The following is a 21426-nucleotide window of genomic DNA, read 5'->3' on the forward strand; positions in this document are numbered from 1 at the left end:
GCAACTAAATGCCCCCTGTCACAAGTTTGGCGCTCGCAGCGAGCGCGAGAAACAGCATGATGATCCCCGAGGCGATATCGAAGACCCTCAGGCGCTGCTCATGCTGAATGACGACGCCCATGAACTTGCCGACGCACGCGTATCCGAGACACCCGGCGGAACTCATGATCATGAGGCCGAGCACGAAGTCCTCGCGAGCACCGACGCTCGCAAAGGACTGGCCGACGAACGCGGGGATCAACAGGCGCTCCAGATAGGTAAGCGGATTGGTCCACACGAACGTCAGCACGCGACGGATGCATTGTACCGCGTCGGGTTCGAAGGCCGCGCCGGCGCACCTCTCCAGCGTCAGTGACAGTCTCAGCTTTCGGCAAGCCTGATAGGCGATCAGGGCAACGCCGGCCCAGGACAACGCCGTGCGGACGCTGCCACCTGCCGAACCCAGCATTCCGGTCAGGATCTGGGATGAGCTCAACAGCACCAGAAAGCTCAAGCACGTCGTGGTGGCTACGAGTGTAACGCGCCCTCGCGCCAGCCCTTCGCGCAGGATCATGGCACTGTTCGGCCCGAGGGATACTATTGACGCCGCACCAATTGCGATGCCAACCCAGAATGCATTGATCTCAGTCTCGAACGTCATCGCAGGCCCCCACGAATTGGTCATGGGGCGAGGCAAATCCTCTCACCGTGAGTCCAGCGTGAACTGTCTCGAAGCGGCGTTGGACTTCGAATGGCGATTTACTTGACGGAACTGGTCACAGAGAGACCGGCGCGTCGTCTGGTTCGACGCGCCCCACATCGCGCGGCGGCCCAGATCTCGCAGACGATCCCGGCGGCCGGCTGCTGGCGCCGCACGAGCCCGACGCCCTGGCCTGCAAGCTGACGGGCGGGGCATGGGCCCTGCTCGGGAGCCCGCTGTTCCTTCCGCCGGCGGCCGACCGCTCAATCGATGATGTTCACCCGCCTGACTTCCCAGGTGCGCGATGGATGATTGTCGCAATTGTACTGGAGGCCCTCGACATTGTTGGCCGTGCTCACGCCACCGGCAATGGTCAGGCATTTGCCGGTCTGCAGGTTCACGAGCTTGTAGATGCCGCCGCTTGCCACCTGCTGCAACGTCCAGCGGCGCGAGCGATCATCGTCGCAATTATACTGGAGGGCGCGCACGTTGTTTTCGGTGCTTCGTCCGCCGGCAATGGTCAGGCACTTGCCGGTCTGCAGGTTGGCGATCTTGTAGACACCGTTCGAGCCAATCAGTCGCCAGCGGCGCGAAGGATGGCTGTCGCAGATATACTGCACCGTTCCCAGATTGTTCGCGGTGCTCACTCCCCCGGCAATGGTGAGGCATTTGCGGGTCTGCACGTTGATCAGCATCCACTGATCTGCCGCCGATGCATCGCGCGGGGCGGCTACCAGCAGCAACCCGGCCGCCAGAAGACTGGATGCAATGAATCGGAAAGCCCGTAAAAGTGCACGCATGATCCCTCTCCCAGGACATGGCTACAGCAACCGGCAACTGATGTTCTTAGTATCACAAGTGAATATTGATTTCACGCGGCGCATCTTGCCTGAACAATTCGTAGCAAAGCTGATGTATCTAATCCAAGCTGTTGAAATGACGTAGGGTTTGATTTGCACAGGCCGATCCCTGCGATTTCCGGGGCGCACCGCCTGCCCGGATGAACGCGCGCTGACAGGCGCGTTCAGGTGCGATTGCACCGCCGGCCCCTAGAAGGCCGCGATGCCGCCTGCCGGCATGAACCAATCGTGGGGACCATTATGCTCCGTGCCGCCTTGCTTCCGCTCGCCGCCGCCCTCGTGCTCGGCGCCTTTGCCGCTGCACCGGCGATGGGCGAGACCGCTGTCCGCCTGTTCAAGATCGTCACGGTAAAGGACGAGATCATCGTCGGGCTGACCCCGACCGATGCCGCCCGCCTCGGAGCCGAGGATGCCGGCGCCATCGCCGCCGGCCTCAGCACGCCCGGCGGGCTCACCGTGTGGCGCTTCGCGGTGCGCAAGAACGCGGCGGGCGGGCTCGAATATGCGCCGCTGGACCGCGTCGCGCTGCTGCCGCACGAATCGCTCCGGGTCGAGCCGTACAAGGCGGCGATCCCGGTGATCGCGCCGCAGCCATGAGGTACCTCATCGCAGGTGTGCTGATCGTGCTCGGCGGCGGCTGGACCTGGTTCGTCACCATGGCCGCGCAAATGGTCTCGCGCTCCATCCGCCCGATGGAGGACATTCTGATGCCCGCGCTGCCCGGCATCTTCCTGATACTGGTGGGGGTGTTCATCCTGATGCGGCGGCGTTCGCGCCAGCCCTGAAGCATCGTCGCACCCGATGGGCGGCTGGCCGGAAGGTCGGGGCCAGCGCGCCGCCTATTCCTGCGAAAATCTCGCGCTATTCGGCGAACCGGCCAAGTCGCCACGAAAGGCGGCCGGCATGGTTAACTTGGCCGAGCGAAGCACGCGCGGCGCCGATTTTTAGGCTATATTCTGGTCTGCCGATATTTCGCGCACGGCGTGAGCCGAACACGCTTTTATATTGAACGAACGCTAGGAACGGCTCAAGCTGGCGGAAGCTGACACCATCGTGCCAGTGCTGGGGGGAGTTTCCATGCGGTATCGCGGACATCGCCTGATCACCCTGACATCCGCCGCACTGGTGATCTTCGGCCAGATCGGGCCGGGCTTCGCGCAGTCGGCCCGACCGGCCGCGGCGACGCAGAAGGCGGCGACGCCCGCCCCCGCCCCAACTCCCGCACCCTGGCCGCGCGTGGTCGATGGCGAGGGCTTCGAGATCACCATCTACCAGCCGCAGGTCGACAAATGGGCGGGCGACCTGCTGGAGGCGCGCGCCGCGGTGTCGGTGTCGCGCGAGGCGACTCCCGAACCGGCGCTCGGCGTGATCTGGCTCACCGCCCGCACCCAGGTCGATCGCGCCAACGGCCTCGTCGCGCTGGACGACATCACCATCACCAAGGCCGCCTTCCCGACCGACGCCGGCAATACCGAGACCTATCTCGCCGCGGTGCGCGACGAGGCGCCGACCGGCGTGCGCACCATCTCGCTGGCTCGCCTGCAGGCCAGCCTCGCAGTGGCGGACGACACGCAGGACGCCGCCAAGGCGGTGCCGGTGAAGAACGCGGTGCCACGCATCATCTACAGCGAAGGTCCGGCGATGCTGGTGCTGGTCGACGGCAAGCCGGACCTGCGCGACGTGGCCGGCACCAAGCTGCTGCGCATCATCAACACCCGGGCGCTGATCGTGCTCGACCAGCTGAGCGGCAAATATTATCTGCGCGCGCTGAAGGGCTGGCGCGAGGCGGCGAGCCTCGACGGGCCGTGGCAGGTCGCGGCCAAGCCGCCCGCTTCGCTCGCCACCGCGCTGAAGGCGGCCGGCAGCCAGGTCGATCCGATGGACACGCCGGCGCCGGAGATCGCCGATGCGGTCGCGGCCGGCGAAGTGCCGACCATGTATGTCAGCCAGGTGCCGACCGAGCTGGTGCAGACCGAAGGCAAGCCGGAACTCGCGCCGATCCCCGGCACCCAGCTGCTCTATGTGAACAACACGCAGAGCCAGATCGTCGTCGATGTGGGCTCGCAGGACTATTATGTGCTGATCGCCGGGCGCTGGTTCCGCACCAAGTCGCTCGCTAGCGGCCCCTGGGACTATATCGCCAACGACAAGCTGCCGGCCGACTTTGCCAAAATCCCGGAGAACCATCCCAAGGCCGACGTGCTCGCCTCGGTCAGCGGCACCCCGCAGGCGCAGGCAGCGCTGATCGACAACCAGATTCCGCAGACCGCCTCGGTGGACCGCAAGAAGGCCAAGGCGAATGTGCGCTATGACGGCGCGCCGAAGCTGCAGCCGATCGAGGGCACCGCGCTGGAATATGTGGTGAACTCGCCGGTCCCGGTGATCAAGGTCGACGCCAACAGCTATTACGCGGTGGAAAATGGCGTGTGGTTCGTCGCCACCAGCGTCAATGGTCCGTGGAGCGTGGCGGCCGAGGTGCCGGCGGTGATCTACACCATCCCGGCGAGCTCGCCCTTGCACTATGTCACCTATGTCAGGGTCTATGGTTCGAGCGGCGACATCGTCTATGTCGGCTACACGCCCGGCTATTACGGCACCGTGGTGTCGCCGACCGGGGTCGTGGTCTATGGCACCGGCTATTATTATCCCTCGTGGACCGGCAGCTACTGGTACCCCTACCCCGCGACCTATGGCTATGGCGCCGCCTTCGCCTGGGGCGCGGTGGCGGGCTTCACGCTCGGCGCCATCGCCGGCGCGGCCTGGTATGGCGGCGCCTGGGGCTGGAATCGCTGGCGCGGCGATGTCGATATCAACATCAACCGGAACGTCGATTTCAACCGGAACAATGTCTACAACCGGTGGAACAACAACGCCGTCCATAGCCGCGTCGACAACCGCATCGACCGCAATTTCGGGCCGGACGGACGTGGCTCCGACCGGCGCGGCCCGGACGGGCGCAACAACCTCGCCGACCGCGCCAATGACGCGCGCAACCGGCCGGGAGATCGCCCGGGCCAGGGCGATCGTCCGGGCCAGGGCGATCGTCCGGGCCAGGGCGATCGCAACCGGCCGGCCCAGTGGGACCGCCCGGGTCAGGGCGATCGCAACAAACCCGGCCAGGGCGACCGCGCCGGCAAGGGCGACCGCCCCGGCGCCGACCGCGCCGCGAGCAAGGGCAAGGGTGCTGGCGACCGCGCCAAGCAAGGTTCCGCCAATCGCGCGCCGTCAAAGCCGAAGCCGGCCGCGAATGACCGCTATGCCGGCCGCGACGGCAATGTCTACAAGCGCGGCGCGCAGGGCTGGGAAGGTCCGCAGGGCCGCCCGCCGGGAGCCGACGAGCTTCGCAACCTCAACCGCAGCGAGGGCGCGCGCTTCAATGGCGGCCAGATGGAGCGCTCACACTTCAGCGGGGGCGGCTATGGTGGCGGCGGCGGATATCGCGGCGGCGGCGGTCCGCGCGGCGGGTTCAGTGGTGGCGGCGGAGGGGGGTTCCCTCGTGGTGGCGGTGGCGGCGGCCGCGGCCGGCGCTGAACCTCATACGTTCGCTCTGGCGCCGGCGACCTCCGGGTCGCCGGCTCAGTGGCCGAACTGTTTGCGCAGCTCGCCCTTCGCCGCTTCCAGCGTCTCGCGTTTCGACGAGGAAAGATGGCGTCCGGCCCTGTTGATGTAGAAGCTCAGCATCGACATGGCGGATCGAAACGGGGAGGACTTCCTCCGCTCGCTTTCCTCCGCTGATTTCTTGAGGGATTTGGCGATCTTCTCGGGATCGTCGGCTTCGAATATGTGTTCTTGCAGGTCCATCGCGTCGCTGTATCGGGTGACGTCGGCGGACCATTGCTCGTTAGAATGGCTCATACTCATTCTCTCATCACTTCCAAGCCACGGGATACTAACGCGCTCGCAGGTCGGGCGTTCCTCCGCGGTGCGATCACTGCGGTGCGACTGGGGCCGTGGCCCTGCCAGGACGGCGGCGCGGTCGGGCGCGGCCGGCATTTACGCGTCCCTTATGCGCGCAGTGGCAAATGCCAATCGCAAGCTGATACGGGGTGCGCCACATATACTTCACCCACCGTGGCTGGGGCCGATGCGGGATGGAGTTGGGAGATGTCGCTTCACAGGATCACGCTCTGCGTCAAGCGCTTCATGCAGATCATTGACGAGGAAGTGGCCGATGCGGCCGAGATGAATGCCCGCGCCTACGGCGCCGGCGACCACCGCAAGGCGCCTGCGGCGGCGCGGCATGGTCACGCCACGCTGTTCGGCGCCTGAGGCCTGCTGGCTCGCCGGCGGCAATGCCGGAATTGCGTTGCATTTTCTGGTGGTTGCGCCACGATGGTGGTGGTCGCGAACCGTCGCGTGCGACCGATTCCAGGAACCGCACCATGCCGACCATCGCCCAGCTTGTCGTATGGATCATCGTCGGCCTGGTTGGCGGCACCCTTGCCGGCCTCGCCACCACCTGGACCACCAAAGGCTACGGCATGGGCCGCAATCTCGTGATCGGGCTGATCGGCGCGGTCATTGGCGGCTTGCTGTTCCGGCTGCTCGGCCTGTGGCCGGGGCTCGACCAGATCTCGATCTCGCTGCGCGACGTGGTCTCCGCCTTCCTCGGCTCGCTCATCGTGCTCGGCGCGCTCTGGGCCTGGCAGCGCTGGGGGCGCACGGCCTAGCCAGAGTGACCCGTCCGGATCTGAACGGGTCACCTTAGGTTCAGCAAAGCCGCCGCACCGCGGCGGTCATGCCGCCTGTCCCAGCCTATTTACCGGCCTGCGCGGCGATAGCGGCTTCGATCTGCTCCTTTACGGCTCCCATATTGAAGCTCGCGCCCTTCTGCATCGGCGGGAATTCGATGAAGGTCTGCGCAGCCTTCGCCACCTCCTGCTGCACGAAGACGAAGCGCCAGAACTCATAGGCAAACCAGTTGTAATAGGCGAGCGAGCCGACGGCGCCGCTGGGCATGCCGGTGCGCTCATAAGGATCGAGCCGAAGATTGACCAGGATCGGCCAGTCGACCTTCACGGTCGCGCCGAGCCAGCCGCCGGGCTGGTCGGTGAAGCGATACTTGAAGTCGTCGATGCGGACCGCGCTCAGCGTGCCCTCGGTGAAATAGAAGATCTCGTGCCGCTTCGACGGACCCTTTCCTGTAATCACGTCCATCTGGTTGTAGCCGTCCAGATGCACCTTGAAGGTCCGGTCGCCGATCGTCTTGCCCTTGAGCAATTCGCTGGTCACGTCGGGATTGCCGGCCGCAGCCACGAGGGTCGGGAACCAGTCGAGGCCGGAAAAGATGCCGTTCTCGACCTTGCCGGCGGGAACCTTGCCGGGCCAGCGGATGATCGCCGGGACCCGGAAGCCGCCTTCAAGCGCAGTGCCCTTGCCGCCGGCAAACGGGGTCTGCCCGCCATCGGGCCAGGTGAAGTTCTCGGCGCCATTGTCGGTGGTGAACACCACGATGGTGTTGTCGTCGACGCCATTGTCCTTCAGGTACTTCATGACGGAGCCGACGATATCGTCGAGCTGGGCCATGCCGGCTTCCTCGATGCTCCAGCCGTTTTCCGGCGTGCGCATGGCTTCATACTTGTCGGACAGATGGGTCACGACATGCATGCGGGTGGGGTTCAGCCAGACGAAGAACGGCTTCTTGTCCGTCCGCGCCTTGTCCATGAATTTCAGGGTGTTATCGAGGATCTCGTCGTCCACCGTCTTCATCCGCTCGGGATAGAGCGTGCCGGCGTCCTCGATGCGCTGCCTGCCGATCTTGCCCCAGCGCGGCTGCACGGTCGCATCGTCATCGGCCGTCGCCCATGAATGCACCATGTTGCGCGGGCCGACGGTGTCCTTCAGCGCCGGCGGGTAGTTGCGATGCGATGGGTCTTCCATCGCGTCGAGATGGTAGAGATAGCCGAAGAACTCGTCGAAGCCGTGCACCGTCGGCAGGAACTCGTTCAGGTCGCCGAGATGGTTCTTGCCGAACTGCCCGGTGCTGTAGCCGAGCGGCTTGAGCGCCTGGGCGATGGTGATGGCTTCGGCGGGAATGCCGATGGTGGAGCCGGCCTGGCCGACCGTCGTCAGGCCGGTGCGGATCGGCAGTTCGCCGGTGATGAAGTTGCACCGGCCCGCCGTGCAGCTCGCCTCCGCATAGTAATCGGTGAAGCGAATACCCTCATTGGCGAGCCGATCGAGGTTGGGCGTGCGCCCCGCCATGATGCCCTGATTATAGACGCCGATGTTCGACCAGCCGACATCATCGCCCATGATGACGACGATGTTCGGTGGAGCGCTTGCCGGCGCCTGGGCCGAGGCCATCCCGGTCAACGCCGTCGCGAGCAGGAGCCCGCCGGCCATGCTGCCGAATGCGCGCGTGAATCTGGACCTTGTCGTCATGGTCGAGCCTCCCGGGATCCTATGGATCTGATTGTTTGCGCCGGCAGGAACCGTCTCGCCCTGCCGGGGGAAACGTGAGAATTCGGTCGCCCCGGTACGTTCTCCTGACGCACCGTAGGAGTATCCAGAGCAAGGCAGGTCAGTATCAGGCTTTCGAATGCGTACGTATTGTTGACCAATTGGCCGAAAACGTATTCGCCTCGCTCGAGCTTGGCTATTCAAGCTCGAGCGGCCCAGATGGTCGCAGCTCTCAAGTTTACGGAACGCAACTTAGTCTATGAGCTGATCAACCAGTGATTATGGTAATCTTATCGCGCGAGAAGAGCCAGCGGCGGGGGAAGAAAAAGACGGTTCCCGGCTTGGGAGCTGCGCGGGGTATCGTGCCGGGGTCGGCAGTCGGGTAAAATGGACCGTTTCCACCGTCATGGCCGGCGTGTACCGGCCATCCACGGTTGCGCCCTCGTCGCGCCCGTGGATCCCCGGGACAAGCCCGGGGAGGACGGGGTGGCGCGGGTCGATTGTCGGACTGCGGGCCGGGCCCGGAGGCGTTTCCCTCGCCGCTCAACCCTCAACCCTGGAACGGGATCGTCCGTCCGGGCTGCTTGGCCTGTTCCTTGGTGTAGGACACGCCGTGCACCTTGATGCCCTGGGCGTTCAGGAGCGTGATGATGCCGCCCTTGTTGGAGAGCGCCACCGGCGGCTTCATCTCGACCACCAGCGTCGCCCCGGCGGGGATCGAGCCGGACAGCAGCATCATGTTCTTCTGCTTGTCCTTGATCTGCCAGCCGGTGAGGTCGATGGCGACGTCGGCGGTGTTAAGCAGCGTCACCGTCTCGCGCTCCGGGGTGCGCACGTCGTTCACATAGGCGGCGATGACGCGGATCAGGCCGTCCGGCACGTCGAAGGGCGGGATACGGTCGCGGTCGATCGGCGTCGCCGGGCCGCCCACGGGGGCGCCGTCAGTGGGGGTGATGGCGGTGCCGGCCTGGTCGTCGGAGTGCCAGGTCTGGCTCTGGAACTTCAGGAACACCGCGACCCACTGCTTCTCGGTGGGGAACTGGAAGATCAGCCCGCCATCCTGCCAGGGGCCGTTCTGGTCGGCGAACCTGCCGGGCGGGTTGCCCTGGTTGAAATGGATGTCATGGATGCCGCGGCCCGGCTTGAAGCCGAAATACTTGTCGGCCTTGTTGTTCTCCGGCCCCCAGGTCTCGCCGAAGGCATAGATCATCGAGTCCTCATCGGACATCGCACGCTGCACATAGGCGTCGATCTTCTCGTTGAGGTCGTTGTCCGGCCCCGCGGCGGAGAGCGGCAGCGGCTTCAATTCCCAGGGCTGCATGAGATTGGCGCGGATGAAATCCAGCGCAACGCCGCCCGGCCGGCTCTCAGTGGGGTGCAACCCCTCCTCCAGATCGGCCAACTGGTCGGTGATCGGATGCTCGAAGCTGGAGCGCACCAGGAACTGCACCTCGCTGCCATCCTGCGAGCGCACATTGATGGCGATGCGGTGCAGCGTGCCGTTCTCCGAGACCAGCACCTGGTAATGCGGGCTGGCGCCGGTGGCGAGACGGTTATTGATCGGCCGGCCCTTCAGCACGGCATAATTCTTGAGCGGCATGGTCGCATCCTCCGCAAGCGCTACAACTGGAACTCAGGGGATGAGCAAACGCCCGCGACCGAGGCGCAGCATGCCCTGCCGCGCCTTCCATGCCGTTGCGGGGCCCCCCGACCCCACACGAACAATAGAGGTGGCGGGCGGCACGTACAACCTGAGAATACATCAATAAAAAATGCTACCCGGCAAACAAATCGACCCACCACCTCGCATCACCGTGCGGGTCGACAAGCCAAGGCCGCGACAGGCGCGCGATCCGCGACCAATTGATCAACTCAAATCGCACGCTGAAGAATAGCGCATGCAAGCAACACCTCATCGCCGCATTCATTACCACAATATCGACGTAAGCGACTCATAGACAGTAGACTGCAGCTCAAAACAGGTCCGATGATATATATGATATTATTCACTTCGGAAATGATACTATAACTGCTGAAGTTCCGCGAAAAGGCGATCACGCAGTGGCGACGCGGTAATCGCGTCGCGCAAGAACACACACTCCCATCTGAAAAAGGTATTCAAGGATGACGAGACTGATCTTGCCGATGACATTGGACCTGACGAAATCGCGCGGAACGCCCGCGCCAGTCTGACAGGCAGACCCACACCACCTCAACCACCCCCCTCGCTCTACGAAGCCTCACATTTCGCGATGCACAATCTTTGTGCGCAACCACTCGCGCCCCGGCGCGTTGAGCGAGGTGCGTCGTTCGGCAGCAGGCCCGGCAAGAGGCCGGCCGCGACGCCCCCAACCGGAGCCAGCCCGCCCATGCGCATAGCCCAGATTGCCCCGCTCGCCGAACGTTGCCCGCCGCTTTTCTATGGCGGCACCGAACGCATCGTTTCCTTCCTCACCGAAGAACTGGTCGCACAGGGACATGAGGTAACGCTGTTCGCCAGCGGCGATTCCGTCACCTCCGCCAAGCTCGTGCCGTGCGCGCCGAAGGCGCTGCGGCTCGACCCCGGCGTGCGCGATCCCCTCGCCTATCATTTCTCGATGCTGGAAGAGGTTCGTCGGCGCGCACACGAATTCGACGTGTTGCATTTCCACATCGACTATCTTCACTTCCAGATGAGTCGTGACTTCGTCAATCGCACCGTGACCACGCTGCACGGAAGGCTGGACATGCCGGATGTCCACCCGCTGTTCGCGGCCTATCGCCATGTGCCGCTGGCATCGATCTCGCAATTCCAGCGCAAGCCGATGCCGCCCGGGCTGAACTGGGCGGGCAATATCTATCACGGCCTGCCCCCGCATCTGCTGCCGTTCAGCGCAGCGGGAAAAGGCGGCTACCTCGCCTTTCTCGGCCGCATCTCGCCGGAAAAGCGCCCCGACCGCGCCATCGAGATCGCCGCGCGCGCCGGCCTGCCGCTGGTCATCGCCGCCAAGATCGACAAGGTGGACCGCGACTATTGGCACGAGAAGATCGAGCCCCTGGTCCGCGCCAATCGGAACGTCGAATATATTGGCGAGATCAATGAGGAGCAGAAGGCCGAATTCCTCGGCAATGCCGGCGCCCTGCTGTTCCCCATCGACTGGCCGGAGCCGTTCGGCCTGGTGATGATCGAGGCAATGTCCTGCGGTACGCCGGTGCTCGCCTTCCGCAATGGCTCGGTGCCGGAGATCATCGATCACGGCGTAACCGGTGCCATCGTCGATACCGTCGACGAGGCGGTGCAGGCGGTGCGATCCGTGCTCGCGCTCGACCGCGCCAAGGTGCGGGCGCGTTTCGACGCGCGCTTCACTTGCGCGCGGATGGCCGCGGACTATGTCAGCCTCTATCAGGGGCTCGAAGGCGTACGCGTCGAGCCCTCGCGGATTCGTCGCCTCCAGGGCGGGCACGACCTGCACGTTGTCGCCTGAACTCGGAAGGCGGATCGTTCGATCCCTCTCCCCGACGGGGAGAGGGCGCCCGTCAGAGTCCAGGAGAGCCGATGCCGATGTCCAGTGCCGACGCCGTCGCGCATGCGCCCGCTCCCGCCGGCGCCGAGGCCAGCGGCCTCGATCAATACCTCGTCCCCGGCACCACCTCCTTGCAGGAGCGCCGTCCGCTCACCCTCAAGCATGGCGACACCTTCGGGGTGTTCGACCGCAATGGCGACATCATCGCCGGACCGGGCAGCCCGGATGGGCTGTACCATCGCGACACCCGCTATCTCTCGCATTTCTTCCTGACGCTGGACGGCGCGCGGCCGATGCTGCTGTCGTCCACGCTGCGCGACGACAATGCGACGCTGACCTGCGACCTCACCAATCCGGACCTGTTCGACGGCCAGGAGCAATTGATCCTGCCGCACGACCTGGTGCATCTGCGCCGCTCGCGCTTCCTGTGGCAGGGCAAGTGCTTCGAGCGCATCTCGCTGCGCAGCTTCGACGAGGAGAAGCGCACGGTGCGCCTGCTGCTCGATTTCAGCGCCGATTTCGCCGACCTGTTCGAGGTGCGCGGCACGCATCGCGAGCGGCGCGGCACGCAGAATCCGGCGCGGGTGGATCCGGCGAGCGTCGCGCTCTCCTATACCGGGCTCGACAAGGTGACGCGCACCACGACGCTGAGCTTCGACCCGAAGCCGCAGGCCCTCACCGCCCGGCGCGCGGTCTATGAGGTGGAGCTGCCGCCGCGCGAGACCCACCTCATCTTCATCGAGATCAGTTGCGGCGTGGTGGCGGCTAGCGGCGACACCCGCCGGCGCTTCTTCGTCGGGCTGCGCGATGCGCGGCGGGCGCTGCGCTACGCCTCCTCGCGGGCCGCCTCGGTCGCCACCTCGAACGACGTGTTCAACGAGGCGGCACGGCGCAGCATCTCCGACATCTACACGCTGATCACCGAGAAGCCGGAGGGGCCCTACCCCTATGCCGGCATTCCCTGGTTCAGCACGGTGTTCGGCCGCGACGCCATCGTCACCGCGCTGCAGATGCTGTGGATCGATCCGAAGATCGCCAAGGGCGTGCTGCGCCACCTCGCCGCCAACCAGGCGACAACCTTCGACGGCCCGGCCGATGCCGAGCCCGGCAAGATCCTGCACGAGGTGCGCCATGGCGAGATGGCCGAGCTCGGCGAGGTGCCGTTCCGCCGCTATTACGGCAGCATCGATTCCACCCCGCTGTTCGTGATGCTGGCCGGCGCCTACCTCGAGCGCACCGGCGACCTCGCCACCACCCGCACGCTGTGGCCGCATGTGCTGGCGGCGCTAGCCTGGCAGGAGAGCGAGGGCGACCGCGACGGCGACGGCTTCATCGAATATGGCCGGCGCACCAGCGAGGGGCTGGTCAATCAGGGCTGGAAGGACAGCCATGATTCCATCTTCCACGCCGACGGCACGCTGGCGCGCGGGCCCATCGCGCTCGCCGAGGTGCAGGCCTATGGCTATGGCGCGCTGGTTGCTGGCTCGCAGATCGCCCACGTGCTCGGCGAGGAGCAGCGGGCCGCCGAGTTCGCCGCCAAGGCCGCGGCGCTGCGCACCCGCTTCGACGAGGCGTTCTTCGACCGCAAGCTCGACACCTATGTGCTGGCGCTCGACGGCGACAAGCGGCCCTGCCGGGTGCGCGCCTCCAATGCCGGCCATGTGCTGTACACCGGCCTTGCCTTGCCGGAGCGCGCGCTCGGCGTGGTGAGCACGCTGATGGACCCCACCTCGTTCTCCGGCTGGGGGGTGCGCACCATCGCCAATGTGGAGAAGCGCTACAATCCGATGAGCTATCACAATGGCTCGGTGTGGCCGCACGACAATGCGCTGATCGCCGCCGGCTTCGCCCGCTACGGCTTCCGCCGGCAGGCGGCGCGCATCTTCCAGGGGCTGTTCGCCGCCTCGACCTATATCGAGCTGAGGCGCCTGCCGGAGCTGTTCTGCGGCTTTCCCAAGCAGCGCAGCAACGGGCCGACCTTCTACCCCGTCGCCTGCTCGCCGCAGGCCTGGGCGGCGGCCACGCCGCTCTCGCTGCTGCAGAGCTGCATCGGCGTGAGCTTCCGGCCGGGGAGCTGCGAGGTGGTGTTCGACCGCCCGGTGCTGCCGGACTTCCTCCATGAGGTGACGCTGCGCGGCCTCAGCTGCGCCGAGGGCGAGATCGACGTGCTGCTGCGCCAGTCGGGTGAGGAAGTGGTGGTCAGCGTGCTCCGCCGCAGCGGCGGCGTCGGGGTGGTGACGCACGCGTGAGGGTGGGCGTCTTCTGCTTCAGCATCCTTCGAGGCCGCCTGCGGCGGCGCCTCAGGATGAGGTTCGTCTAAAGAACAACCTCATCCTGAGGCGCCGGCCAAAGGCCGGCCTCGAAGGATGCTCACACAGAGCGCCCCTTACGGCGCCGGCTTGCAAGCGCCGAAAGCAGTCAGCACCGTGTCGTGATCCACCACGGTGAACGTCACCCCCGGATTGCTGCGCGAGGCCTGCATCACCCAGCCGGTGTGGCCGTCGACGCCCTGCAGGACCAGCGCGTCGCCGGCGCTTGCCACCGAGGCGATGGAGGAGATGTGCGGCAGCCCGGCCTTGCTGGTGCTGGCGAGGATCTGCTTGCCGAAATGCACCAGCATGCGGCTCGGCAGCGGCAGTTCGCCGAGCGCATTGACCGACGCGCAGCCCTTGCCCGCCTCGCAGACGAAGGCCTTCTCGAACGTGCAGTCGAGCGGCTGGGGTAGCGCGGGCGGCTCGCTCGCCACGCTCGCCGGGGCGGCCGGAGCCGGCGCGGCGGAGGTCTGCGCCAGCGCGCCGCCCGCCGCCAGGGCGAGCGCGGCACCGAAGACGAATCTCATCGGTTTGCCGAGTACCGCAGCGGAAACAAGCCGTTACGGAAGCCTTTTCCTACCCCGCGCCCTGTTGCCGCACTGTGCCCGGGCTACGGTTGCAACACGGATCCCTCATCTGCACATCGATGAATGACCGGCGCCCGCGATGGATGCCGCTCCTGCAATCTCGACGAGGGTCTTATGCAACAGGGATTCTTGAAGAACCGAACCGGCGCCGCGGTGGAGCAGGCCGCGATCGATGGCTTGCGCGAGCGATTTGCCGGAATCCTCATCCACCCGCACGACCCCGGCTATGATTCCGCGCGGCGCATCTGGAACGCCAGCATCGACAAGAATCCCGGCCTGATCGCCATGTGCTCGGGAACCGCCGATGTCATCCACGCCGTCGATTTTGCGCGCTCGAACGATGTGCTGGTCGCGGTGCGGAGCGGCGGCCACAATGTCGCCGGGCGCGCCTTGTGCGACGACGGCATCGTCATCGACCTCTCCGCCATGAAGGGCATCATCGTCGACCCGCAGGCGGGGACGGTGTGCGTCCAGGCCGGGGTGACGCTCGGCCAGCTCGACCGCGAGACCGCCGTGCACGGCCTCGCCGTTCCCACCGGCGTCGCCCCGCCGACCGGCATAGCCGGGCTCACCTTGGGCGGCGGCGTCGGCTGGCTGACGCGCAAATACGGCATGACCTGCGACAGCCTGCTGTCCTGCGAGGTCGTCACCGCCACCGGCGGGGTGGTGACCGCCAGCGCGGCGAGCAACCCCGACCTGTTCTGGGGCCTGCGCGGCGGCGGCGGCAATTTCGGCATCGTCACCAGCCTGCTGTTCCGCGCCCATCCGGTCGCGACCGTGCTGGGCGGACTGCTCCTCTATCCGCGGGACCAGGCGGCGGCGGTGCTCAGGCATTATCGCGATGCCATGGCATCGGCGCCGAACGAGCTGACGGCCTATGCCGGGCTGATCTGCACCCCTGACGGCACGCCGGTGACCGGCATCATGGTGTGTTATTGCGGGGAGCTGGAAGAGGGCGAGCGCGTCCTGCATCCGCTGCGCAGCTTCGGCCCGCCGATGCTGGACATGGTGCAGCCGCTGCCGTTCGTGGAGATGCAGAAGCTCGCCTATCAGCAAGGCGAGCTGGAGACCCGCAATTACTGGCGCTCCACCTTCCTGAAGGAGCTGAGCGATGCGGCGATCGATCTCATCGTCGAGCACGCCAACATGGCCGCCTCGCCGCTGACCGGCACCATCGTGCAGGTCCTCGGCGGCGCCGCGAGCCTGCCGGCCGGGGACGACACGGCCTATGCGCCGCGGCGCGAGCTCTACAATATCGGCATCGAAGCGCGCTGGATCGATGCCACGGAGAATGCCGGGCATGTCGATTGGGCGCGGAATTTCGCGCGGGCGCTGGAGCGCTATTCCAGCCGGGCCTATATGCTGAACTTCCTGAGCGATGAAGGCCCGGAAGCCATACGCGATGCCTTCGGCGCCAATCATGCGCGCCTGGTGGCGCTCAAGCGCAAGTACGACCCGGAAAATTTCTTCAGGCTCAACCAGAACATCGATCCGCAAGGCCTGGCCTGACCCCGGCGCATGACCCCGGCGCCTGACCCCGGGAGGGCCGGCCGGCCTCCCCCTGGCGCGATTGCCGGACCGGCTGTCACGCAATTGTAGCAACCACCTGTTCCCTTCGCGCCGGTGCAACAGGAAGCTGCCAATGGCCAACCGAACCGATGACGAGCTGAGCCGTATCAAGGAAGAGATCTCGGACAGCTTCGACGAGGAGTTGGAGCTCCAGATGGAGGAAGACCGGCTCGACGAGCTGGTCGCCGAGGGCATGTCCCCGTCGGGCGAGAAAACCCTCGACCGCAAAGTGTATTTCCGCGAGCTGTTCCGCCTGCAGCACGAGCTGGTGCGGCTGCAGGACTGGGTGCAGCACAAGAAGCTGAAGGTGGTGGTGCTGTTCGAGGGCCGCGATTCCGCCGGCAAGGGCGGCGCCATCAAGCGCGTCACCCAGCGGCTCAATCCGCGGGTCTGCCGCACCGTCGCCTTGCCCGCCCCGACCGAGCGGGAGCGCGGCCAATGGTACTTCCAGCGCTATGTCCCGCATCTGCCGACCGGCGGCGAAATGGTGCTGTTCGACCGCAGCTGGTACAACCGCGCCGGCGTCGAGCGCGTGATGGGCTTCTGCACGCCGGACGAACTCGAGGAGTTCTTCCGCTCGGTGCCGGAGTTCGAGCACATGCTGGTGCGCTCCGGCATCGTGCTGCTGAAGTACTGGTTCTCCATCACCGATGAAGAGCAGGAATTCCGCTTCCGGATGCGGATCGAGGATCCGCTGAAGCAGTGGAAGCTCTCGCCCATGGACCTGGAAAGCCGGGTGCACTGGGAAGACTACACCAAGGCCAAGGAAGAGATGCTGGAGCGCACCCACACCGATGTCGCGCCGTGGTGGGTGGTGCAGGCGGTCGACAAGAAGCGGGCGCGGCTCAACTGCATCGCGCATCTGCTGGCGCAGATCCCCTATGAGGATGTGCCCAAGCCCGAATTCGAGCTGCCGGAACGGATCCGGCACGCCGACTACAGCCGCACCCCGGTGCCGGCGGAAATGTATGTGCCGGAAGTCTACTGAGCGCCTTCTGGCCGCATGGATCGCACGCGACCGCTGCCGGGGCCCGGCGGCGGTCGTTGCGCGCGGATACTTGCGTAGTCATCGGTGGCGAGATTTCCCCTCGGCGTTGCGAAGGGGTCCGGCGGGCGTGGCGGTGCCGCCTCAGCTCCGCATCGAGCGGGCCATCAGGATGGCGGCCGCCAGCATCGCAAACACCACACCATAGGCAATATAGTCTGCCAGCATTGAGCCTTCTCCCGAGCTGCGCCAAGCATAATGCGGCCGATTACGCTGGGAAAGACATTTGCCGACTTCTCGACACAAGAATTAACGCAGGTAAATTACTTCATATATTGAAATAATGTGCGCGGCCCGACCCTGGGCACCGCGCGCGGGCAGTCTCCACGAGTTTGACTCAAAATGACCAGGTCATCCTGAGTGTCTGATCCGCAATTCGACCATGGCAGATGAAATGCGCCAGTTCCCCCGTCATCCCCGGCTTTGTTGTACCGGCCATCTCGGTCTCTGACGCGCTGCCCTGAATCGAGACCCCTGGCACAAGGCCGGGGATGACGGTCGTTCCTGCAATTACGAGTCAGACTTCGAGGCGCCGCAAAGCGCGCCTCGAAGGATGCTCAAGCCGGGCGCCATCTGCCCAGCCTAATCCCGGACGTTGCTGCTTTGCGATCTACAGGATCGCGCGGGTCTTCAGGAATGCCAGATAGCGCGGATGCTCATTGGCGAAGATTTCCGCTCCCTCCAGAGCATAGGCGCGGATGAGTTCGTCGGCGGCACGATCAAGCTCTCCGCGACCATGGAGAACTTGACCAAATCTCAAATGCAGAAACGGATTGCCGATCGCACCAGGACACGTCATCGCGTAAGCCAACGTGTCATACGCAGACTTCATGTTGCCACCAAGAAAGCAGGCGTCGGCGATTGCTGCAAGTATCCATGTCGATGCGTTCCATTCATTTTTTGGAATTGGCACCAACTCCCAAGCCTTGCCGTATGCGCCTACAGCGTTCTTGAAGGCGCCCGCCTTTGCGAGAGCATCGCCATTGGCGCAAAATGCCTTGATCTGTTCATATACAGTATCGTCCAATTCTTTTCCGGTCGGCATTACTAGTTTTCCCTTATCCTCACGGGCTCCGGCGCGCGTGGCTCCAGATAAGTCTGTTGCAAGCGCGGGCCTTCTGGCCGATTGACGGAACTGGGTTGCAGAAAATAATTGTCGGCGTCCAGCATAAATGCGCGTACCTCGGGTGATTTTTCTCCTGTGAAACGTCCGATATCGTTCCACCACACGACGACGGGAATTCTGTGCCATATCTATGGTCGAATCGATAAGCATCCAGTCGCCGTCCGGAGCCAAAAGCTCAAGATCATGCGGGTTCCCTCGTAGTAACGGTCCCTCTACCGTGGTTCTATCTTCGTAAGAGAATCTTGATTAGCTTCAGAGATCAGGGACAAATGGGTGCCATGAGTTCCGAAGACGCAATCTGGCATGTCACCGTCGATGGGCACGCAGCCCTCACAACTCGCCTGGCGAGCGACGAGCCCGTCATCGACGCCATGGCCGGCCATCTGCACCGCGCCGTGATGATCGGGCGCGACCCGATCCCGCCTTATCCCGGGCTTGCCGCCCTGATGACCGCAGAGGGGCCGGACCTGCTGGTGACGGTCTATCTCGACCGCGCCGACGGCCCGGTGCCGCTGCTGAGCTTCGGCGTCGCCACCCAGCCCTCCGCCAATGCCGCGCGGCTGTGGGGTATCGTCGGCGGCACGGGCGAGCCGCCGCCGACGCCCTGGTGCGCGGCGAAGCCGGAGATCGGCGCGCACGACAATGGTGCAGAGCTGGCGCTCATCGAGGACTATCGGCGCTGCCTCGCCTTCGCCTGGATCGACCGCGTGCGCGGGGTGGGCGCGGCGGAGAGCTAGACCACGCCCTTCGCCACCGGCGCGATGATGCGGTCGAGCCGGTCGCCCACCCGGTCGATCGCCTTCACCACCCGCTCCTCCAGTTCGCGCATGGCTTCGCGCGAGACATATTCGCGCGCCACCTGCTCGCGGAACTGGGCGAGCGCCGCCGCCTCCAGCACGATGCGCTCCTCGGCGTGCTTCAGCTTGGCCTCTATGTCGCGGGCGGCGATCTCGGCGCGGGCGGAGCGATCCGCCGCCCGCACCAGGAACACCACCATGCCGATGAGATGAGCGCCGACGATGATGACCAGGCTGCCATTGATCTGCCAGTCGATCATCATCTCAGCGCCACCCGCACAGCGCCTTGCCGGCGGCATTGTGCGCCTTCACTCCGCGGACGGTGTCATCGGTATCGCGCGCGGACCAGCTGATGGCGCGGAACGATCCGCAGGCGGTCCTAGTCGCGCCGCTGGAAGCCGTCGTCGTCGCGCAGGCGCCCGTCAAGAGCGCTGCGCTCAGCGCGAGCCCGAGCCTCATTGGCCTTGCCAATGGCCCTGTCGGCAGCCTTCTCGGCACGGTCGATTTCATGGGACTGACCTTTCTGGAAAGCGCGCGCAAGCAGCGCGAGGGCGAAGGCCCCGCCGGCGCCCCACACGGCGAGCGTGCGGGCGGCGGCGAGGCCGAACCAGGTGAAGACGAGGAAGACGAGCCCGGCGAGCGCGACGAGGGCGAACACCAGCTGCGCCTCCCAGGGGATGAGGGCGATGAGGCTCAAGACGAGGTTCATGCTTCCGCACTCCGCAGCCGCCGGGCGAGGAAGCCGATGCCGATGGCGAGAGCCGCCACCACCACCGCGGCGATCGCCCATTGCAGCGGGCCGGGGCCGGAGGCGGCGCTGAGTATGGTGGTGAGGATGCCGCCGCCGGTGGCGAGGCCTTCCGGCGTCTTCAGCGCATCGATCAGCGTCTTGTCCGCCGGCGGCGCGCCGGCCGCAGTGCGGCGCTCCAGGCGCTCCCGCATGGCGGCGCGGGTCGCCGGGCCAGCAACGCCGTCGACGAGGATCTTCGCCTGGCGCTGCACGCCCTCGACCGCCGCCCTGGTCTTCGGCCCATCGAGGCCATCGACCGGCACGTCATAGCCGAGCGCGACGAGGTCGCGCTGCAGTTCGCGCACCTCGTCCGAGGATGTCGGCGCTTCGACCGGCAGCTTGCCCCACAGCGTGCGTGCCTTGGCGAGCCAGGCCTTGCGGCCGGCAAGTCCATTGGTGCCCCCATTGATCTTGCGGGTAATGGCGGCAATGTCGTCGCGGTCGGCGAGCGCGTTCAGTCCCTTGGCCTGCCAGTATTCGCAGGCGATGCGCAGCGAGAGTTCGGGCTCGGCGGCACGGGCCGGATCGGCCTCGAGATCGAGCCCCAGGCGCGTGCCATAGGCGCGGTAATTGGCGCGGCCGGTGAGCTGGATCAGCCCCCTGCCCTTGTAGCGCTTGCCGTCGCCCGCGCGCGTATTGCCGAGATCGCGCCGGCCCTCATAGGCGGCGCCGGAGGCGTATTCCTCGGTGGTGCGGAAACCGTCGCTCTCATGGGCCAGTTGCGCCAGGAAATGGCAGACGCGGCTTGGCGTGGTGATGGCGTAGGCGTCGAGTACCGGGGCGTCGGCGGCGAGGGCGTCAAGGATATCGGGCCGACCATGAGGCGCAAATGCGCGCAACCGGCCGGCCGCAAGGGTGACCATGGGAATCTCCGGGATGTGGGGGATGAAATGAAAAAGCCGCCCGATGAGGCGGCTTGCAGTGCAAGGAAGGCGCGCCTGGCGCCCGGCCCGACGTGACCGGGATGCGCCGACTTTCTCAGAAAGTTACTTCAAAAACGGTATGATATTGACTGAACGCATGCCGCGTGGTCCGGTGCGGCATGCACCGCACATTTGCCGCCGGCTTCACCCTGATCGTCTATCCGCTCAACCGCGTGCTCCGATGGGCGCGCGCGCAAATGGCTGCGGTTCGTGCTGTTTGGTACCGGGTCTTTCCCGATATCCCACGGGACAAAAATGATCCCGACGATTCGGAAGGACGGCAGTGGTGATCCGAGAATCACATCCGCAAAGGGCGAGGCTGCGGGGAGCTATGGCTGTATGCGCAGCCTCATCGTTACCGACGAAAGCAGTCTGCTCAGCGCAAGCGCTCGCCTCAGCCTGATCGCCGGGATGATTCCAGAGCACAGCAAAGAATAGGGAAGAAACGGCACGGCCGCGCGGTAGCGGACAAGCTGTCTCGCACTGCCGCGCCGGCGGACCGCCCTCGGCTTGTCGAGCCATGAGGGCGGACGCATTCTGGCAGATCGCCGCCCGATTAGTTCGAAAACATTACGATATTGACTGATCGCCAGGCGTGTGCTCCCTAACGGTATGCACATCGCGAACGACATACTGACGGACGAAGCCGTTCATGAAGCCGCCGCGCGCCTGCGCGAGGCATTTCGGCTGAATCCGAGCACGGCGAACGCGCAGGAGCGCGCCGATGTCGACACGATCCTTGCGTGGGTCATGCGGCAGACCGCACTGCCCGCAGCTTATGGGCGGCCCGACATCGAGACCCCACGGCACGAGGCACGCTAGAGTCCAGCTTC

At 65.5% G+C, this 21426-nt stretch carries 22 protein-coding genes; 12 read left to right on the top strand and 10 right to left on the bottom strand.

The features are described 5' to 3' along the window. Positions 1–4: 4 nt before the first annotated feature. On the bottom strand, positions 5–640 hold the full coding sequence (locus G3545_RS08300) for a LysE family transporter (protein ID WP_170011553.1): 636 nt from the start codon (positions 638–640) through the stop codon (positions 5–7). A 302-nt stretch (positions 641–942) separates the two neighbouring features. Next, complete coding sequence (locus G3545_RS08305; RefSeq protein WP_170011554.1) at positions 943–1479, bottom strand: RICIN domain-containing protein; 537 nt, start codon at positions 1477–1479, stop codon at positions 943–945. A gap of 300 nt (positions 1480–1779) precedes the next feature. On the opposite strand from G3545_RS08305, the gene G3545_RS08310 reads away from it, so the two are divergent. The 3 genes from G3545_RS08310 to G3545_RS08320 all read left to right on the top strand — a co-directional run bounded on the left by G3545_RS08310 (position 1780) and on the right by G3545_RS08320 (position 5070). Continuing rightward, positions 1780–2136 (top strand): hypothetical protein, encoded by a 357-nt coding sequence (locus G3545_RS08310; protein WP_246702742.1) that lies wholly within the window; start codon positions 1780–1782, stop codon positions 2134–2136. Next, positions 2133–2324, top strand: a complete 192-nt coding sequence (locus G3545_RS08315; protein WP_170011555.1) for a hypothetical protein — start codon at positions 2133–2135, stop codon at positions 2322–2324. Before G3545_RS08310 ends, G3545_RS08315 begins: the two co-directional genes overlap by 4 nt. Before the next feature lie 292 nt (positions 2325–2616). Further along, positions 2617–5070, top strand: coding sequence for a carbohydrate-binding family V/XII (locus G3545_RS08320; protein ID WP_170011556.1), 2454 nt, complete (start codon positions 2617–2619; stop codon positions 5068–5070). Between the two features lie 45 nt (positions 5071–5115). Here the strand turns inward: G3545_RS08320 and G3545_RS08325 are convergent, their stop codons facing one another. Next, on the bottom strand, positions 5116–5394 hold the full coding sequence (locus G3545_RS08325) for a DUF3175 domain-containing protein (RefSeq protein ID WP_170017966.1): 279 nt from the start codon (positions 5392–5394) through the stop codon (positions 5116–5118). Between the two features lie 249 nt (positions 5395–5643). Between G3545_RS08325 and G3545_RS08330 the strand changes: the two genes are divergently transcribed. Together G3545_RS08330 and G3545_RS08335 are read left to right on the top strand one after the other, a co-directional pair. Next, positions 5644–5808: a hypothetical protein gene (locus G3545_RS08330; RefSeq protein ID WP_170011557.1), complete on the top strand. Its 165-nt coding sequence runs from the start codon at positions 5644–5646 to the stop codon at positions 5806–5808. 113 nt (positions 5809–5921) lie between these two features. Then, positions 5922–6209 carry a GlsB/YeaQ/YmgE family stress response membrane protein gene (locus G3545_RS08335; RefSeq protein WP_170011558.1) on the top strand — a complete coding sequence of 96 codons (288 nt, stop codon included), beginning with the start codon at positions 5922–5924 and terminating at the stop codon, positions 6207–6209. Positions 6210–6294: 85 nt separating this feature from the next. On the opposite strand, the gene G3545_RS08340 is transcribed toward G3545_RS08335, so the two are convergent. Further along, positions 6295–7845 (bottom strand): arylsulfatase, encoded by a 1551-nt coding sequence (locus G3545_RS08340; RefSeq protein ID WP_246702874.1) that lies wholly within the window; start codon positions 7843–7845, stop codon positions 6295–6297. A 646-nt stretch (positions 7846–8491) separates the two neighbouring features. After that, positions 8492–9541: a DUF2278 family protein gene (locus G3545_RS08345; RefSeq protein ID WP_170011560.1), complete on the bottom strand. Its 1050-nt coding sequence runs from the start codon at positions 9539–9541 to the stop codon at positions 8492–8494. Positions 9542–10310: 769 nt separating this feature from the next. Between G3545_RS08345 and G3545_RS08350 the strand changes: the two genes are divergently transcribed. Then, a complete protein-coding gene (locus tag G3545_RS08350; protein WP_170011562.1) occupies positions 10311–11405 on the top strand; it encodes a glycosyltransferase family 4 protein in 1095 nt (364 codons plus the stop codon). A 77-nt stretch (positions 11406–11482) separates the two neighbouring features. Continuing rightward, complete coding sequence (locus G3545_RS08355) at positions 11483–13693, top strand: amylo-alpha-1,6-glucosidase (RefSeq protein WP_170017968.1); 2211 nt, start codon at positions 11483–11485, stop codon at positions 13691–13693. Between the two features lie 137 nt (positions 13694–13830). On the opposite strand, the gene G3545_RS08360 is transcribed toward G3545_RS08355, so the two are convergent. Continuing rightward, positions 13831–14283 (bottom strand): hypothetical protein, encoded by a 453-nt coding sequence (locus G3545_RS08360; protein WP_170011564.1) that lies wholly within the window; start codon positions 14281–14283, stop codon positions 13831–13833. A 174-nt stretch (positions 14284–14457) separates the two neighbouring features. Here G3545_RS08360 and G3545_RS08365 point away from each other — a divergent pair, with 174 nt between their 5' ends. Next, positions 14458–15852 carry an FAD-binding oxidoreductase gene (locus tag G3545_RS08365; RefSeq protein WP_170011566.1) on the top strand — a complete coding sequence of 465 codons (1395 nt, stop codon included), beginning with the start codon at positions 14458–14460 and terminating at the stop codon, positions 15850–15852. A 133-nt stretch (positions 15853–15985) separates the two neighbouring features. Further along, positions 15986–16900: a polyphosphate kinase 2 gene (ppk2, locus tag G3545_RS08370; protein ID WP_170011568.1), complete on the top strand. Its 915-nt coding sequence runs from the start codon at positions 15986–15988 to the stop codon at positions 16898–16900. A 667-nt stretch (positions 16901–17567) separates the two neighbouring features. Here ppk2 and G3545_RS08375 read toward each other — a convergent pair. Next, positions 17568–18233, bottom strand: a complete 666-nt coding sequence (locus G3545_RS08375) for a hypothetical protein (RefSeq protein WP_206151401.1) — start codon at positions 18231–18233, stop codon at positions 17568–17570. 128 nt (positions 18234–18361) lie between these two features. Between G3545_RS08375 and G3545_RS08380 the strand changes: the two genes are divergently transcribed. Continuing rightward, positions 18362–18820, top strand: a complete 459-nt coding sequence (locus G3545_RS08380; protein ID WP_170011570.1) for a hypothetical protein — start codon at positions 18362–18364, stop codon at positions 18818–18820. Here the strand turns inward: G3545_RS08380 and G3545_RS08385 are convergent. The 3 genes from G3545_RS08385 to G3545_RS08395 form a co-directional block, all read right to left on the bottom strand. Then, positions 18817–19143: a hypothetical protein gene (locus G3545_RS08385; RefSeq protein WP_170011572.1), complete on the bottom strand. Its 327-nt coding sequence runs from the start codon at positions 19141–19143 to the stop codon at positions 18817–18819. The genes G3545_RS08380 and G3545_RS08385 overlap by 4 nt on opposite strands. Positions 19144–19259: 116 nt before the next feature. After that, a complete protein-coding gene (locus G3545_RS08390; RefSeq protein ID WP_170011574.1) occupies positions 19260–19589 on the bottom strand; it encodes a hypothetical protein in 330 nt (109 codons plus the stop codon). After that, on the bottom strand, positions 19586–20533 hold the full coding sequence (locus G3545_RS08395; RefSeq protein WP_170011575.1) for a peptidoglycan-binding protein: 948 nt from the start codon (positions 20531–20533) through the stop codon (positions 19586–19588). Before G3545_RS08395 ends, G3545_RS08390 begins: the two co-directional genes overlap by 4 nt. A gap of 315 nt (positions 20534–20848) precedes the next feature. Here G3545_RS08395 and G3545_RS08400 point away from each other — a divergent pair, with 315 nt between their 5' ends. Together G3545_RS08400 and G3545_RS08405 are read left to right on the top strand one after the other, a co-directional pair. Beyond that, positions 20849–21031, top strand: a complete 183-nt coding sequence (locus G3545_RS08400; RefSeq protein ID WP_170011576.1) for a hypothetical protein — start codon at positions 20849–20851, stop codon at positions 21029–21031. Between the two features lie 174 nt (positions 21032–21205). Further along, the gene (locus G3545_RS08405; protein WP_170011577.1) at positions 21206–21415 is read left to right on the top strand and encodes a hypothetical protein; all 210 of its coding nucleotides are present in this window, start codon (positions 21206–21208) and stop codon (positions 21413–21415) included. Positions 21416–21426 lie beyond the last annotated feature (11 nt).

Source organism: Starkeya sp. ORNL1 (assembly GCF_012971745.1).
Taxonomy (GTDB): Bacteria; Pseudomonadota; Alphaproteobacteria; order Rhizobiales; family Xanthobacteraceae; genus Ancylobacter.